Source organism: Bacteroides sp. D20 (genome assembly GCF_003436255.1).
In the GTDB taxonomy this organism is placed as follows: Bacteria; Bacteroidota; Bacteroidia; order Bacteroidales; family Bacteroidaceae; genus Bacteroides; species Bacteroides uniformis.
Genome location: NZ_QSOO01000002.1, coordinates 33,664 through 49,526 on the forward strand (window position 1 = coordinate 33,664; position 15,863 = coordinate 49,526).

Annotated in this window: 14 protein-coding genes and 1 riboswitch; of the genes, 11 read left to right on the forward strand and 3 right to left on the reverse strand. The window is 47.0% G+C overall.

Translation table 11 applies throughout. The annotated features are described in order from the left end of the window. The first annotated feature begins 59 nt into the window (after positions 1 to 59). The 7 genes from DXD78_RS01960 (at position 60) to DXD78_RS01990 (ending at position 7,871) form a co-directional block, all read left to right on the forward strand. Positions 60 to 2,597, forward strand: coding sequence for a DUF5686 and carboxypeptidase-like regulatory domain-containing protein (locus DXD78_RS01960; RefSeq protein WP_005826767.1), 2,538 nt, complete (start codon positions 60 to 62; stop codon positions 2,595 to 2,597). Positions 2,598 to 2,704: 107 nt separating this feature from the next. After that, on the forward strand, positions 2,705 to 3,994 hold the full coding sequence (locus DXD78_RS01965; protein WP_034525517.1) for an inositol-3-phosphate synthase: 1,290 nt from the start codon (positions 2,705 to 2,707) through the stop codon (positions 3,992 to 3,994). 138 nt (positions 3,995 to 4,132) lie between these two features. Next, positions 4,133 to 4,606, forward strand: coding sequence for a phosphatidylglycerophosphatase A (locus DXD78_RS01970; protein WP_005826764.1), 474 nt, complete (start codon positions 4,133 to 4,135; stop codon positions 4,604 to 4,606). Further along, positions 4,591 to 5,118: a GtrA family protein gene (locus tag DXD78_RS01975; RefSeq protein ID WP_005826761.1), complete on the forward strand. Its 528-nt coding sequence runs from the start codon at positions 4,591 to 4,593 to the stop codon at positions 5,116 to 5,118. Before DXD78_RS01970 ends, DXD78_RS01975 begins: the two co-directional genes overlap by 16 nt. Next, a complete protein-coding gene (locus DXD78_RS01980; protein ID WP_005826758.1) occupies positions 5,108 to 5,761 on the forward strand; it encodes a CDP-alcohol phosphatidyltransferase family protein in 654 nt (217 codons plus the stop codon). The genes DXD78_RS01975 and DXD78_RS01980 overlap by 11 nt, the downstream gene beginning before the upstream one ends. Beyond that, positions 5,758 to 6,690: a phosphatase PAP2 family protein gene (locus DXD78_RS01985; RefSeq protein WP_009036795.1), complete on the forward strand. Its 933-nt coding sequence runs from the start codon at positions 5,758 to 5,760 to the stop codon at positions 6,688 to 6,690. Before DXD78_RS01980 ends, DXD78_RS01985 begins: the two co-directional genes overlap by 4 nt. Before the next feature lie 8 nt (positions 6,691 to 6,698). Then, complete coding sequence (locus DXD78_RS01990; RefSeq protein ID WP_009036796.1) at positions 6,699 to 7,871, forward strand: iron-containing alcohol dehydrogenase; 1,173 nt, start codon at positions 6,699 to 6,701, stop codon at positions 7,869 to 7,871. A gap of 80 nt (positions 7,872 to 7,951) precedes the next feature. On the opposite strand, the gene DXD78_RS01995 is transcribed toward DXD78_RS01990, so the two are convergent. Both DXD78_RS01995 and DXD78_RS02000 read right to left on the reverse strand, forming a co-directional pair. Further along, positions 7,952 to 9,526, reverse strand: coding sequence for an Rne/Rng family ribonuclease (locus DXD78_RS01995; RefSeq protein WP_009036797.1), 1,575 nt, complete (start codon positions 9,524 to 9,526; stop codon positions 7,952 to 7,954). A 235-nt stretch (positions 9,527 to 9,761) separates the two neighbouring features. Continuing rightward, positions 9,762 to 10,037, reverse strand: coding sequence for an HU family DNA-binding protein (locus DXD78_RS02000; protein WP_005826750.1), 276 nt, complete (start codon positions 10,035 to 10,037; stop codon positions 9,762 to 9,764). Positions 10,038 to 10,194: 157 nt separating this feature from the next. Here DXD78_RS02000 and mutY point away from each other — a divergent pair, with 157 nt between their 5' ends. The 4 genes from mutY (at position 10,195) to DXD78_RS02020 (ending at position 13,795) form a co-directional block, all read left to right on the forward strand. Further along, positions 10,195 to 11,235, forward strand: a complete 1,041-nt coding sequence (gene mutY, locus DXD78_RS02005) for an A/G-specific adenine glycosylase (RefSeq protein ID WP_008663717.1) — start codon at positions 10,195 to 10,197, stop codon at positions 11,233 to 11,235. A gap of 72 nt (positions 11,236 to 11,307) precedes the next feature. Then, positions 11,308 to 11,763 carry a single-stranded DNA-binding protein gene (locus DXD78_RS02010; RefSeq protein WP_005826745.1) on the forward strand — a complete coding sequence of 152 codons (456 nt, stop codon included), beginning with the start codon at positions 11,308 to 11,310 and terminating at the stop codon, positions 11,761 to 11,763. 23 nt (positions 11,764 to 11,786) lie between these two features. Continuing rightward, positions 11,787 to 13,136, forward strand: coding sequence for a gliding motility-associated protein GldE (gene gldE, locus DXD78_RS02015; protein WP_005826743.1), 1,350 nt, complete (start codon positions 11,787 to 11,789; stop codon positions 13,134 to 13,136). A gap of 29 nt (positions 13,137 to 13,165) precedes the next feature. Then, entirely contained in the window at positions 13,166 to 13,795 is a 630-nt protein-coding gene (locus tag DXD78_RS02020; RefSeq protein WP_005826741.1) for a 4'-phosphopantetheinyl transferase superfamily protein, read from the forward strand. Between the two features lie 5 nt (positions 13,796 to 13,800). On the opposite strand, the gene DXD78_RS02025 is transcribed toward DXD78_RS02020, so the two are convergent. Continuing rightward, on the reverse strand, positions 13,801 to 15,174 hold the full coding sequence (locus DXD78_RS02025) for a tryptophanase (protein WP_005826739.1): 1,374 nt from the start codon (positions 15,172 to 15,174) through the stop codon (positions 13,801 to 13,803). A gap of 272 nt (positions 15,175 to 15,446) precedes the next feature. Beyond that, positions 15,447 to 15,648, reverse strand: a riboswitch (cobalamin riboswitch). Positions 15,649 to 15,863 lie beyond the last annotated feature (215 nt).

Below are 15,863 nucleotides of genomic sequence, written 5' to 3' on the forward strand. Positions count from 1 at the left end.
GAACTTTAAGAAAAAGTTTTCTTCCGTACCTTTGCCATCCAAATTAGGTAAAACAAGGTATGAAGTTGTTTTTTAGGGTATTTCTGCTTATCCAGCTGGTTACTCTTCCATTGAGAGCACAATATATGGTGCAAGGCGTTGTCACCGATTCGTTGACGAAGGAGCCGTTGCCTTATACGTCAGTTTATCTGAAAGGAACTACGGAGGGAGGGATGACGGACAATAACGGCCGTTTTTCCTTCAAGACCTATCGCCCGGAGGCCACGCTGGTCATTTCGGCCGTGGGATATAATGAATATGTCCGGCTGATTCATCCTGCAAAGTCTTCTAAGTTCAATATTGCCCTTTCGCCAGCCACTTATGCACTGGATGAGGTGGTGGTGAAGCCGAAACGTGAACGGTATAAGAAAAAGGATAATCCCGCAGTGGAGTTTGTACGCAAGATGATAGAGCATCGGGATGACTACTCGCCCGACGAACGCGACTTCTGGAAACGTGACCGCTATGAAAAGATGACTTTTGCCATCAATAACTTCGACAGCTTGAAGCAACAGAAGTGGCTTTACCGTAAGTTCAAGTTTCTGACGGATTATGTCGATACCTCTGCCGTTACCGGCAGGCCGGTACTGGCCATCTCCAACCGTGAGTTACTTGCCACAGACTATTACCGCAAGTCTCCGCATAGCCGGAAACAGTGGGTCACCGCCCGCAGGCAGGCAGGAGTGGACGAGATGCTTTCCCAGCAGGGTATGGAGCAGGCTATCAGTGTCACCATGACCGATGTAGACCTTTATGAGAACAACATCACCTTGTTCACCAATAAGTTTGTCAGTCCGCTTTCCTCCCTTGGGCCGTCTTTCTACAAATATTATCTGATGGATACGCTTACCGTTGCCGGAAAGCCTTGTGTTGACTTGACATTTGTCCCTTTCAACTCCGAGTCGTTCGGTTTTACGGGACATTTATACGTCATGCTGGACAGTACCTATTTTGTAAAGCGTGCCGTCATGAACTTTCCTCAGAAAATAAATCTGAACTTTGTGGACTACATGAAGATTGAACAGAATTTTGACCGCGCGGAGGACGGTACGAGGCAGTTGCTCAATGAGAGTATCACTACGGAATTCAAGTTGGTGGACAATAGTGACGGTATTTATGCCAAGCGGGATGTGTATTACAGAAACTATCAGTATGAACCGGATGACAAGGCTCTGCAGGCTTTCCGAAAACCGGAAAAGGTGATTGAAGAGACATCGGCTTCCGGCTATTCGGAAGCATATTGGGATGCCAACCGCCAGGTGGAAGTCAGCAAGAAAGAGACTTCGGTGGACAAGATGATGGCCCAGTTGCGCAGCTATCCCGTTTATTTCTGGACGGAGAAAGTGTTGAAGGTGCTGTTCACGGGGTATATTCCCGCTCCGAAGGAAAAAGAACCTTTGTTCTATATCGGTATGATGAATACCACTATCAGCGGAAATACACTGGAAGGGGTGCGCTTGCGTGCCGGCGGTATGACGACGGCATGGCTCAATCCGCATTTGTTCGGCAGGGGCTATATGGCATACGGTTTTCGCGACCATCGTGTAAAGGGACTCGCCGAACTGGAATATTCTTTTCATAGGAAGAAGGAATATGCCAATGAATTTCCTATACATTCGTTGAAGCTCCGTTACTTGTCAGACGTCAATCAATATGGACAACACTATCTTTATACCAGTCAGGATAATGTTTTTCTTGCCTTGAAACGTCAGAAGGATGACCGTATCGGTTATCAGCGGAAGGCGGAACTGACCTATACCAATGAGTTCCATTCCGGCTTTTCCGTACAGATGACGACGCGTCTGCGTAAAGATGAATCATCCCATCTGATTCCTTTCGTCAAGCAGGACGACCATAATACGTATGTAAAAAGTATTTCGACCAGTGAACTGGAATTGAAGCTGCGCTATGCTCCCAACGAGAAATTCTTCCAGACCCAATGGAACCGTTTCCCCGTTTCGCTGGATGCTCCGGTCTTTTCGCTTACACATACCATGGCTGCCAAAGGGGTACTGGGAGGAGACTATACCTATCACTATACGGAAGCGGGTTTTCAAAAGCGTTTCTGGTTCTCGGCATTCGGTTATACGGACGTTATCCTGAAGGCCGGGAAAGTATGGAACAAGGTTCCTTTCCCTTTGCTCGTCATTCCCAACGCGAACTTGTCCTATACCATACAGCCCGAGTCCTATTCACTGATGAATGCCATGGAATTCATGAACGATGAATACGCTTCCTGGGATGTGACCTATTACTTGAACGGCTGGCTCTTCAACCGTATTCCTTTGTTGAAAAAGTTGAAATGGCGTGAAGTGCTTTCCTGTCGCGGCTTGTATGGGAATTTGAGTGATAAGAATAATCCGGCTTTTCAGCAGGATTTGTTCCGTTTTCCTGCCGGCAGCACTACAATGGGGCATACGCCATACGTAGAGGCAGGTGTAGGTGTTGAAAATATTTTCAAAGTATTGCGTGTCGATTATGTATGGCGTTTGACTTACCGAAATTTACCAAATATCGACAAATCCGGGCTCAGAATCAGTCTACACATGACATTTTAACTTAAATCTTACTAATAGGACATTAAATCGGATAAAATGACTAATCCCAATTGAGTAAAATACCCTAAATTTGAGCAATTTTTTAAACTCTAAATAATACAATGGCAATGAAAGAAAACATTAAGCCGGCAACCGGACGCCTGGGCGTGCTGGTAGTCGGAGTAGGTGGTGCGGTTGCAACCACCATGATTACCGGTACATTAGCTGCTCGCAAGGGCTTGGCAAAAGCTATAGGCTCAATCACACAAATGGCTGCTATGCGCATGCAGGATGGCAAAGAGAAACTTATCAAAGACATAGTGCCTTTGGCTGATTTGAATGATATCATTTTCGGCGGTTGGGACATTTTCCCGGACAACGCCTACGAAGCTGCTATGTATGCCGAGGTTTTGAAAGAGAAAGACTTGAATTTGGTAAAAGACGAACTGCAAGCCATCAAGCCGATGCCTGCTGCATTCGACCACAATTTTGCAAAACGTTTGAACGGTACGCATATTAAGAAGGCTGCTACTCGCTGGGAAATGACAGAGCAGTTGCGTGAGGATATCCGTAACTTCAAGGCAGCCAATAACTGCGAGCGTATTGCTGTGCTGTGGGCTGCAAGTACCGAAATATATATTCCGCTGTCCAAAGAGCACGAATCTCTCGCTGCTTTGGAGCAGGCAATGAAGGAAAACAATACTGAAGTTATCTCTCCGAGTATGTGCTATGCATATGCTGCCATTGCAGAAGGCGCTCCGTTTATTATGGGTGCTCCTAATCTGTGTGTGGATACTCCGGCTATGTGGGAATTCTCCAAGAAAATGAATGTGCCCATTTCCGGTAAGGACTTCAAGAGTGGCCAGACTTTGATGAAGACGGTGCTTGCTCCGATGTTCAAGACCCGTATGTTGGGTGTAAGCGGCTGGTTCTCTACGAATATTCTGGGTAACCGTGACGGCGAGGTACTCGACCAACCGGAGAACTTCAAGACAAAAGAGGTCAGCAAGCTGTCTGTTATCGACAATATCTTCGAACCGGAGAAATATCCTGACTTGTACGGTGATGTTTATCATAAGGTACGCATCAACTACTATCCTCCTCGTAAGGATAACAAGGAAGCATGGGACAACATCGATATTTTCGGCTGGATGGGCTATCCGATGGAAATCAAGGTTAACTTCCTGTGCCGTGACTCCATTCTTGCTGCTCCCATCGCGCTCGACTTGGTTATTTTCAGTGATTTGGCATTGCGTGCAGGTATGTGCGGCATCCAGACGTGGCTGTCCTTCTTCTGCAAGAGCCCGATGCACGATTTCGAGCATGAGCCGGTACACGATTTGTTCCAGCAATGGCGCATGGTGAAAGAGACTCTCCGCAACATGGTGGGTGAAACTGCACCAAGTTATTTGGATTAAAAAAACAGTGATAAGGTGATAGAAATAAGGTGGTAAGGTGATAGAGTGATAGCACTTTACCACTTTATCACTTTTATTACTTTATTGCATTTATCACTTTACCGTTTTTATCGCATTTATCACCTTATTACTTTTTTGATGAAGAAACCCTCCCTCCTCCCAGTCATTATCGGTACGGGCTTTGGCTCGGGCTTTTCTCCTTTTGCACCCGGCACTGCGGGAGCTTTGCTGGCTACGCTTATCTGGTTCGGGTTGTCTTATCTGGTTTCAAGTGCCTGCCTTTTGTGGCTGACAGTAGCATTGATTTTGGTATTTACACTTGCCGGTATCTGGGCTGCTAACCGCCTGGAGGCATCTTGGGGCGAAGACCCTTCGCGCGTGGTGGTCGATGAAATGGTCGGTGTGTGGATTGCCTTGCTTGCGGCGCCCGCCGGACATGTATGGTATGCATTGGGAGCATTTGTCTTGTTCCGTTTGTTTGATATATTCAAGCCCTTGGGCATTCGCCGTATGGAAAGTCTGCCGGGTGGAATCGGGGTAATGATGGACGATATTCTGTCTGGAGTCTACGGATTTATAATTTTGATTGTGGCAAGATGGATAATCAGTTGAAATCAAATGGCAAAGGTGTGTCGTGGCGCCATTCTGTCTGGATCTTCTTCAAGGCCCAGATTTCTGCGCAATTCGCAAGCTTTGTCGATTTTCTGGTGACTATCCTTCTGGTAAAGGCTTTTGCTGTTTTTTATCTTTATGCCACATTCACGGGTTCCGTGGTAGGAGGCATTGTAAACTGTGCCATTAATTACGGATGGGTGTTCCATGCCGAAGACTGTAAGAAAACGCATGTTGCCGTGAAATATCTCTTTGTCTGGGGAGGCAGCATTATACTGAATACCTGGGGCACTTTTGCATTGACCGAGTGGCTTACCGGCATGACATGGGTCAATGGATTGTTGGGATATTATATCGACAATGTATTTATTCTGTCAAAGATAATTGTAGCAGTGCTGGTAGCTTTTTTTTGGAACTACCATCTGCAACGTTTTTTCGTTTATCGTAATCACAATATAAAAGGCTTTCTGAAACATTATTTAGAGAACAAAAAAGACGAATATGAATTATAGAGATTGGTTGCAGCAGGTGATATACAAGATTATCAACCCTGTGGTGCATGGTATGATTAGAATTGGCATTACGCCTAACTTTATTACGACTACGGGGCTGGTACTGAATATCGTGGCGGCTGCCTTGTTTGTGTATGCAGGAGTGTACAAGAGTGGTGAACTGGCCTATGTAGGCTGGGGAGGCGGTATTGTGCTCTTTGCCGGGTTGTTTGATATGATGGACGGACGCGTGGCACGCGTGGGTAAAATGAGTTCTACTTTCGGTGCGCTCTACGACTCCGTACTCGACCGTTACAGCGAGCTCGTGACATTGTTCGGCATCTTCTATTACCTGATGCTGCAAGGCTATTTGTGGGGCTCCATCATTACATTCATTGCGCTGATAGGTTCGCTGATGGTGAGTTACGTGCGTGCCCGTGCCGAAGGTTTGGGGCTGGAGTGTAAAGTGGGTTTCATGCAGCGCCCCGAACGCGTTGTGCTGACTGCCCTCGGTGCCATGTTCTGCGGTATCTTTGGTGATTGTACTTTATTCGACCCGATGCTGATACTGATTGTGCCTATGGCAGTGATTGCAATATTGGCGAATTTGACGGCATTTGCCCGCTTGGCGCATTGCTATAAACTACTGAAAGACAAGGAATGAAAAATAGTTTGTTTCCCTCTGTGAGAGAGGCGGTGCTGGTGATTGTCATCACAGCGTTTTTCCTGATTCTGACAGCGGTCTGTATCGGGCTTCGTCCGGAACATTTCCTGATGGCGGGTGTATTTTTGGTATTGTTCTTTGCCGGACAGATAACCCGTAAGTTGGCAGTGGCGCTGTTGCCGTTTTTCATATTCGGCATTTCGTATGACTGGATGCGCGTATATCCCAATTACCAGGTGAATCCCATTGATGTAAAAGGACTTTATGAGGCAGAAAAATCCCTTTTTGGCTTGTCTGTAGACGGTGCTGTCCTTATCCCTTGTGAGTATTTTGCTTTGAACCATTGTCCTGTTGCCGATTTCTTTGCCGGGATATTCTACCTCTGTTGGGTACCGGTTCCCATTGCATTCGGGTTGTGGCTCTATCTGAAGGGTGACCGTAAGGTATATCTTCGTTTTGCGATGGTGTTCCTGCTGGTTAATCTCATCGGTTTTGCCGGCTATTACATCCATCCCGCTGCTCCGCCCTGGTATGCCATGAATTATGGTTTCGAGCCGATACTCGACACTCCGGGCAATGTGGCAGGCTTAGGGCGCTTTGACGAATTGCTGGGATGTTCCATCTTCAACTCCATTTACGGAAGGAATGCCAATGTATTTGCAGCAGTGCCCTCGCTCCATGCCGCCTATATGGTGGTGGCTTTGGCTTACGCGGTTATGGACCGCAGCAAAAAGTGGTTGATAGCGTTGTTTGCGGTGATTATGGTCGGTATCTGGTGGACGGCTGTCTATTCGGGACACCATTATCTGATTGATGTGATGCTGGGCATCTCTTGTGCATTGCTGGGTATTTTTGTTTTTGAGAAAGGACTGATGAAGTGGGGAGCGTTCGGACGCTTCTTTGAAAGATACAGTCGATACATTAAATAAGGTATACAATGAATAATTTTGTTTTTTATAGTCCTACAGAGTTTGTCTTTGGCAAGAATACTGAAGTGCAAGTCGGTGCATTGGCGCGTAAGTATGGTGCACAAAAAGTGATGATAGTATATGGAGGCGGTTCTGTTGTACGGAGTGGTCTGCTGGATAGAGTGAAGCAATCCTTGCAGGAAGCCGGTGTGGCTTATTGCGAAATGGGAGGTGTCCAGCCCAATCCCATTGACGGGAAGGTATACGAAGGTATTCAGCTTTGCTGTCGTGAGCAGGTGGATATGATGCTTCCTGTGGGAGGTGGTTCGGTCATAGATACGGCAAAGGCCATTGCTGCCGGAGCCCTCTATGATGGTGACTTTTGGGATTTCTTTATCGGTCGTGCCAAGGTGGAGAAAGCGTTGAAAGTAGCCGTGGTGCTGACTATCCCGGCTGCCGGAAGCGAAGGTTCGGGCAATACGGTAATTACCAAGACAGAGACACTCCAAAAACTGGGGCTCTGTGCCCCCGAGCATTTGCGTCCCGTATTTTCCATCATGAATCCTGAACTGACCTACACTCTCCCAGCTTATCAGACGGCTTGTGGTATTGCCGACATGATGGCTCACATCATGGAGCGTTATTTCACAAATACACCGGATGTGGAAATCAGCGACCGGCTTTGCGAAGGCACCTTGACAGCTATCATTAAAGAAGCTTACCGGGTGAAACAGCAACCGGACAACTATGCCGCGCGTGCCAACATTATGTGGTGTGGCACTGTGGCGCATAACGGAACTTGTGGGGTAGGGCGTGAGGAAGACTGGGCATCCCATGCACTGGAACATGAAATCAGTGCTATCTATAATGTAGCCCACGGTGCCGGCTTAGCTGTAATCTTCCCTGCCTGGATGGCTTTTATGGCAGAACATAATCCGGCAAAGATAGCCCAGTTTGCCCACCGCGTTTTTGATATACCCAAGTCCGAAGATTTGGAAGAGATGGCTTTGGCTGGTACCGCCCGCCTGAAACACTTTTTCCGTTACATGGGCTTGCCGGTTAGCTTTAAGGAGTTGGGCATCGAGCATCCCGATATAGACCGTATGCTCGTCAGTCTGCAGCGCAATAAAGGCGAACTGCTTGGCAACTACGTGAAGCTGACCATGACTGATTGCAGGGAAATCTATCGTTTGGCTTTATAGCGGAAGGCATGTTTGGGGAGAGCTCCCCCAAAGCAAGAGATAAAAAAGACGGCGAAGATAAATACCCTTCGCCGTCTTTTTTATTTGATTTCGATTTCTTCCTTCATGTCTATCTCTTCCCCTTGCAGGTCGTAGAATACATATTCCAGGAATGCTAATTTCTGGTTTGGAATAATCTTGATACCGAATCCGTACTTCATCTGCCACTTCCGTTTCAGGGAGACGAGTCCCTGATTGACGTAGGCTGCGATGTACGGGTGGATGTGTAACGAGAATTTCTTTATCTTCAATTTGTTGACCAGGTAGTCAATCTTACTCTCTAAGGTGTCCGTAAAGAGGATGGACGATTTGATGGTGCCTTTACCGAAGCAGGTGGGGCAGGTTTCCGTCGTATTTACATCCATAGCCGGGCGTACACGCTGGCGTGTAATCTGCATCAGTCCGAATTTACTGAGCGGCAGGATGTTGTGACGTGCTCTGTCTTTCTGCATGTTGGCACACATACGTTCGTAAAGCTTCTGTCGGTTTTCGGCTTCATTCATGTCGATGAAGTCCACCACGATGATACCACCCATATCCCTTAGTCTGAGCTGGCGTGCCAGTTCGTCGGCTGCACCCAGATTCACTTCCAGTGCGTTGGCCTCCTGCCCGTTGGCATTCTTGGTGCGGTTACCGCTGTTCACGTCTACTACGTGAAGCGCCTCAGTATGCTCAATAATCAGGTAGGCACCACTTTTGTATGAAATGGTCTTGCCGAATGACGACTTGATTTGTTTGGTGATACCAAAATTGTCGTAAATGGGGAGTTGACCTTTGTACAGCTTCACGATTCCTGCCCGTTCAGGGGCGATGAGGGTTACGTAATCCTTGATTTCGTGGTACACAGCCTCGCTGTTCACGTGGATGTTTTCGAAGGAAGGATTGAACAAGTCGCGCAACAGTCCTACGGCACGGCTGGTTTCTTCGTAAATCAGTGTCGGAAATTTGGTGGCCTTCTGTACTTTTGTAATGGCATCTTCCCAATGTTTCAGTAATACTTTAAGCTCTCCGTCGAGCTCGGCAACACGTTTTCCTTCGGCCACGGTGCGGACGATGACGCCGAAGTTTTTCGGCTTGATACTCATCAACAGTTGCTTGAGGCGTGCGCGCTCTTCGCTCGATTTAATTTTTTGTGATACGGAAACCTTGTCATTGAAGGGAATCAGCACGAGGTATCTTCCGGCAAAGGAAAGTTCGGAAGTCAGTCGCGGCCCTTTGGTAGAGATAGGTTCCTTGACAATTTGCACCACTACTTCTTGTCCCACCTTGAGTGTGTTGGAAACCGTTCCGTCCTTTTCAAGGTCGGGAAGTATGGTTGCTTTGGTAATGGGATTCAGCTTCTTCTTGTCGCTTAAAGTTTGCTTTACGTACTTCTCTAACGAGTTAAATTGAGGACCCAGGTCCAGATAATGAAGAAAAGCGTCTTTCTCGTAACCCACGTCCACGAAGCAGGCATTCAGGCCGGGCATCAATTTCTTGACGCGTCCCAAATACATGTTGCCCACCGAAAAGGAGATGTTTCTTCCTTCGCTCTGGAGTTCCACCAGCTGCTTGTCTTCAAGCAGTGCAATGGATACCTCTTTGGGCTGTACGTCTACAACGAGTTCGCTTGTCACAATAATTGGCTTTTAAATGATTCAATTTACTACTTAAACAAAGAACAAACCCGCGAGACATTTTGCTTCACAAGTTTGTTCTTTATTTTGTCCTTCAGACTAAAAATTACTTTTTGCTTTTATGTCTGTTCTTTCTTAGTCTTTTTTTACGCTTGTGCGTAGACATTTTATGTCTTTTTTTCTTCTTTCCGCTTGGCATAGCTTCAAAATTTTTATGGGTTAATACTATTGTTTATTATTTCTTCACTGAGAGGGTGAACGTTTTTGCAGGCTTAAATGCCGGAATGTTATGTTCCGGAATGATTATTGTAGTGTTCTTGGAGATGTTGCGAGCAGTTTTCTGAGCTCTTTTCTTCACTACAAAACTACCAAACCCGCGGAGGTAAACATTTTCATCTTTGGATAAAGATGCCTTTACTGCGTCCATGAATGCTTCAACGGTTGTAAGTACGGTTGTCTTATCAATTCCGGTGTTCTTTGTAATTTCGTTTACAATATCAGCTTTAGTCATTTTTCTTTAAAAAAAATATTATTACTATAGTTTTCCTAATTTTTTGGACTGCAAATATATAGCTTTTCCGTGGCTCTAAAAAATATATTTCGGACAATTTTCTAAAAAAGTCTTGGCATTAAGCTTTGTTAGGCTGAAAATGAAGTATTTTTGCAGCATGAATATTTTTAGCGGAACATTGTTGGACTGGTATGCGGAGAACAAACGCGACCTTCCGTGGCGAAATACCACGGACCCTTATCTGATATGGATTTCTGAAATCATCTTACAACAGACAAGAGTGGCGCAGGGGTATGAGTATTTTCTGCGTTTCATAAAACGCTTCCCGGATGTGGTGTCGCTGGCTGCTGCGTCCGAGGACGAAGTGATGAAATATTGGCAGGGCCTGGGGTACTATTCGCGTGCCCGCAACCTGCATGCCGCAGCCAAAAGCATGAAGGGGACATTTCCGAAAACCTATGCAGAGGTACGTGCTTTGAAGGGAGTGGGGGATTATACGGCAGCAGCCATCTGCTCCTTTGCCTATGACATGCCTTATGCGGCGGTCGACGGGAATGTGTATCGGGTGCTTTCCCGCTATTTCGGCATTGATGTTCCCATTGATTCTACTGAAGGGAAAAAGACTTTTACCGCTTTGGCGGGTGAGGTGCTCGATAAATCCAGGCCGGCAGATTATAACCAGGCAATTATGGACTTCGGAGCCGTGCAGTGTACGCCGCAGTCGCCCAACTGTCTGTTTTGTCCTTTGTCCGGCAGCTGCCGGGCATTGTCTGAAGGAAAAGTGCAGCAACTGCCCGTGAAGCAGCACAGAACCAAGACCACCAACCGCTATTTTAATTATATATATGTACGCATGGGCGCGCATACCTTGATACATAAGAGGACGGAGGACGATATCTGGAAAAATCTCTTTGAATTGCCTCTGGTTGAAACGGAAAAAGATTTATCCGAAGAGGAATTTCTGGCATGTCCGCAGTTTCATGCGCTGTTTGCAGAGGGAGAGGTGCGGATGGTCCGTACACTGCTTCGGGGGGTGAAACATGTATTGTCCCACAGAGTGATTTACACCAACTTCTACGAGGTTACTCTGCCCGATAATTCGAGCTCCTTCTCAAGTTACCAACGGGTTGCAGTCGAAGATTTGGGTCGTTATGCGGTGCCCCGCCTTATACATGCTTTCTTGGAGAAATATGTATAAAAGTTGTTTGTATTCTTGCATGGTGTGAATATTCTCGTTAATTTTGGCAGCAAATTAATAAAATAGAAGCTTATGTCAGTAAATAAAGTGATATTGATAGGAAATGTGGGACAAGACCCTAAAATAACCTATTATGAAGGTGGAAACTGTGTTGCCCAGCTTTCTTTGGCCACTACGGAGAAAGGATACACTTTGCAGAATGGTACGCAGATTCCGGACCGTACCGAATGGCATAACCTGATATTCCGTGGCCGTTTAGGCGAAATCGTTGAGAAATATGTGCATAAAGGCGATAAGCTTTACGTGGAAGGTAAGATACGTACCCGTTCTTACGATGACCAGGGAGGCATCAAGCGTTATGTGACTGAGATATTTGTCGACAATATGGAGATGCTGACTCCGAGAACGGCAACTCCCGGTGCTGGCCCTTATGCGCCGCAGGCGGGAGCCGCCCCCCAGCCACAACAACCAGTACAACCGCAGGCTGCCCCTGCACAAGATAACCCGACGGACGACTTGCCGTTCTAATTGTTTAACTAAAACCAAAATCTTTGGACCCAGACGCTTATTTATGCCAGTTGGCAGATGTTTTTAACGGTATATCCGTACAGACTCCTTCTATTTCGGCCGTTGTAGCCATTGTGTTGGCAGGTTTGCTTTTGCTTGTTTCCGGTTTTGCATCAGCTTCCGAAATAGCCTTTTTCTCTCTTTCTCCGTCAGACCTGAATGCAATAGCGGAGAGAAAGCATCCTTCGGATGAGAAAATCAGTAATCTGCTGGACAACAGCGAACGTTTGTTGGCAACGATTCTGATTACGAACAACTTCGTGAATGTAACCATAATCATGCTCTGCAACTTCTTCTTTATGAATGTGTTCCAATTTCATTCTCCCATTGCAGAGTTCCTCATTCTGACAGTAGTCCTTACATTTTTGCTGTTGCTTTTCGGTGAAATCATGCCTAAGATATATTCGGCTCAGAAGACGCTGGCTTTCTGCCGTTTTGCCGCTCCCGGCATCACGTTTTGCCGTTCCGTATTCTATCCGATGGCATCTATGCTGGTACGTTCCACCTCTTTCTTGAACAAGCATATGGTCCGCAAGAACCATAACATATCGGTCGATGAACTCTCGCATGCGTTGGAGCTGACCGACAAGGCAGAGCTTTCGGAGGAGAATAATATTCTGGAAGGTATCATCCGCTTTGGCGGGGAAACGGCCAAGGAGGTCATGACCTCTCGCCTTGATGTGGTGGACCTGGATATCCGTACCCCTTTCAAAGATGTGGTGAAGTGCATCGTAGAGAATGTCTACTCCCGTATTCCCATCTATGCGGATAGCCGTGACAATATCAAGGGGGTGCTTTATATCAAGGATTTGCTTCCCCATCTGAACAAAGGGGATAATTTCCGTTGGCAGTCGCTTATCCGGCCCGCCTATTTTGTGCCCGAAACCAAGATGATTGATGATTTGCTGCGCGATTTCCAGGCAAACAAGATTCATATAGCCATTGTGGTCGATGAGTTCGGTGGTACGTCGGGCATTGTCACCATGGAGGACATTATTGAGGAGATTGTGGGCGAAATTCATGACGAATACGATGATGAAGAACGTACATATGCCGTACTGAATGACCACACTTGGGTATTTGAAGCCAAGACCCAGCTGACTGATTTCTATAAAATAACGAAGATAGACGAGGAAACGTTCGATGAGGTGGCAGGGGATGCCGATACGCTTGCCGGACTTCTGCTGGAACTGAAGGGGGAATTTCCTGCTCTCCATGAAAAGGTGACCTACGGCCGTTATGAGTTTGAGGTGTTGGAGATGGACAACCGCCGTATCCTGAAAGTGAAGTTCACAGTAAATGCCCCGGCAGAACCCAACTCTTCTTCCCTTTAATTTTTAATTATTAATTTTTAAATTGTTCCGTGCCCCTCTTCTTGCAACATACCGCTCTTCCCTGTCGATGGGGAATTTGGAAAACGGAGGAATCTCCGGAGGAATTGCTGGCCATGCTTCCTCATCAGGAAGTATACCGGGAAGGTATGCGGCGCTTCACCGCGGCACACCGCCGTTTGGAGTGGTTGGCTGTCCGCGTATTGCTTTATACTCTGTCGGGAGAAGAGAAAGAGATTGCCTATCATCCCAGTGGGAAACCTTATCTGGCGGATGACTCCGCCTCTCTCAGTATTTCGCATACGAAAGGTTATGTGGCTGTTGTCTTGGGATTGCCGGGTCGGGAAGTGGGTGTTGACATCGAGCAGTATGGTGAGCGGGTAAGGAAGGTGGCACATAAATTCATGCGCGAAGATGAACAGCCATCCGTGTTTCGCGGAACAGACACTTGGTCACTGTTGCTGCACTGGTCGGCTAAGGAGACCATGTTCAAATGCCTGAATGCTTCCGAGGTTGATTTTCGCGGGCACATGCGCATTCTGCCTTTTGCTGTAAATGAAAGCGGCGTATTCTCCGCCGAAGAATATCGTACGGTGGAGAAACGCCGGTTCACTATTCATTATTATTTGTTTCCGGATTTTGTCTTGACATTGAGTCTGTAAATCTCTTACAGCCTTTCCAGTTGTACCGTGAAGTGTCTCATCAACGGAGCTTCCCAGGTGATGCGCACTCCGCGGGTAATACTTTCCCGTTTGTCATATACATTTTTCAAAGCGGCTGCCACCACATCCATGTGGTTGTTGGTATACACGCGGCGGGGGATGGCAAGCCGAAGCAAGTCCAGGCCGTTGAAGCGGTTTTCGCGGGTCACCGGGTCGCGGTCTGCCAGCAGATACCCGATTTCGCAGCCGCGTATGCCTGCTTCCAGATAGAGCTCAGCGGTCAGTGTTTGTGCCGGGAATTCTTCTTTGGGCACATGTGTCAGCACTTTGGGGGCATCCACAAATATGGCATGGCCGCCTGCGGGACGTTGGTAGGGTATCCCGTACTCATCCAGTTTCATGGCTAGATAGCCCACCTGGTGAATGCGGGTTTCCAGATTGTCAAATTCAGTATTTTCATCCAGGCCGATGGCAAGGGCGTTCATGTCACGACCGTTCATGCCTCCGTAAGTAAGGTAGCCTTCGAACTGCACGCAGAAGCCTTTGGCACCTTCATACCAGTCTTTCCGGCGGGTGGCTATGAATCCGCCCATGTTGACAATACCGTCTTTTTTGGCACTCATCGTCATACCGTCGGCAAGGTCAAACATCTCGCGGGTAATTTCCTTTATGCTCTTGTTGCGGTAACCTTCTTCTCTCATTTTGATGAAGTAGGCATTTTCCGCAAAGCGTGCCGAGTCAAAGAGAACGGGCTTGCCGTACTTGTCGGCAATGGCGCGGACTTCGCGCAGGTTCTGCATGGAAACCGGCTGGCCGCCTGCAGTGTTGTTGGTTATGGTGACGATGACGAACGGTATCCGTTCGCTATGTTCCTGTAATGCTTTTTCCAGTTTTTTAGGGTCTACATTGCCTTTGAAGGGAATTTCCAGCTGTGTCTGTTTGGCTTCGTCTATGGTGCAGTCCAGAGCCAATGCCCGGCGTCCCTCGATATGTCCTTTGGTGGTGTCGAAATGGGAGTTTCCCGGCACAATGTCGCCCTCGTGCACCAAGTAGGAGAAGAGTACATTTTCGGCAGCGCGTCCCTGGTGGGTGGGGATAATGTATTCAAATCCGGTGAGGCGGGTGATGACTTCTTTCAGTTTGAAGAATGAGGTGGCTCCGGCATAGCTTTCGTCACCCAGCATCATGCCTGCCCATTGGCGGTCGCTCATGGCGCCGGTGCCTGAGTCGGTGATGAGGTCGATATAAACTTGTTCCGATTTGAGTTGGAATACGTTGTAGTGGGCTTCTTTCAGCCATTGTTCGCGTTCCTGGCGGGTACTTTTACGGATAGGTTCCACCATTTTGATTTTCCATGCTTCGGCAAATGGTAATTCCATAGACTCTGTATCTTTAATAATTTGACAATAGGTTAACGGATAAACCGATTGTTGCAGTTTAATGTGCCGAATTTAGGCAAAATCTATGTAATAACCAATTTAAATATGACTTTTTGTAATGTAAATGTCCGGACGAAATCACTTCGGCCGGACATCATCAAATAAACTTGGCAGAGTTTATTACCTTCTTTACTTTCTCTGAATTAGGTTTGATGAATGAAATGATGGACGGTTTGTCCGGCTCATTAGACTCAACGCTTTTTCCTCGAAAGCAATGATAAAGTATGCATGGCAGGTCTTCTGACTTGTTTCTGTTGCAGGCGCCTTCCCGGAAGAATATTCCAGTGGCATAGAGTAATTGTCTGCAACGTTGCACGAAACTTACAGCAGCGGGACTGTCCAGGATTTACACCTGATTCCCTTTTAATCGCTTTCCCAGAAGAGGGGGAGCGAACCAATGCATGACAAAGATACGGATTCTTTTTGAGAAAACAATTCTATGAGTGATAAATTTTCTTCCCCGCTCTCTTTCTTTTTGCCGACAAATTGGCAAGGTTTTGCCACCCTCTTGGCAAGACTTTGTCACCGCGTTGGCAAAACTTTGCCATAGGCATGGCAAAAGTTTGCCAAAAGCATGGCAATCGGTTGGCAAAATTACTCTCTGATTGATAGTGACTTAAGGCGATTTA

Coding starts and splice junctions, on each gene's coding strand:
- DXD78_RS01990 (WP_009036796.1), top strand. CDS start 6,699: ATGAATAATTTTGTTTTTTATAGTCCTACAGAGTTTGTCTTTGGCAAG.
- mutY (WP_008663717.1), top strand. CDS start 10,195: ATGAATATTTTTAGCGGAACATTGTTGGACTGGTATGCGGAGAACAAA.
- DXD78_RS01970 (WP_005826764.1), top strand. CDS start 4,133: ATGAAGAAACCCTCCCTCCTCCCAGTCATTATCGGTACGGGCTTTGGC.
- DXD78_RS02000 (WP_005826750.1), bottom strand. CDS start 10,037: ATGACTAAAGCTGATATTGTAAACGAAATTACAAAGAACACCGGAATT.
- DXD78_RS01975 (WP_005826761.1), top strand. CDS start 4,591: ATGGATAATCAGTTGAAATCAAATGGCAAAGGTGTGTCGTGGCGCCAT.
- DXD78_RS01965 (WP_034525517.1), top strand. CDS start 2,705: ATGAAAGAAAACATTAAGCCGGCAACCGGACGCCTGGGCGTGCTGGTA.
- DXD78_RS02010 (WP_005826745.1), top strand. CDS start 11,308: ATGTCAGTAAATAAAGTGATATTGATAGGAAATGTGGGACAAGACCCT.
- DXD78_RS01985 (WP_009036795.1), top strand. CDS start 5,758: ATGAAAAATAGTTTGTTTCCCTCTGTGAGAGAGGCGGTGCTGGTGATT.
- DXD78_RS02025 (WP_005826739.1), bottom strand. CDS start 15,174: ATGGAATTACCATTTGCCGAAGCATGGAAAATCAAAATGGTGGAACCT.
- DXD78_RS01960 (WP_005826767.1), top strand. CDS start 60: ATGAAGTTGTTTTTTAGGGTATTTCTGCTTATCCAGCTGGTTACTCTT.
- DXD78_RS01980 (WP_005826758.1), top strand. CDS start 5,108: ATGAATTATAGAGATTGGTTGCAGCAGGTGATATACAAGATTATCAAC.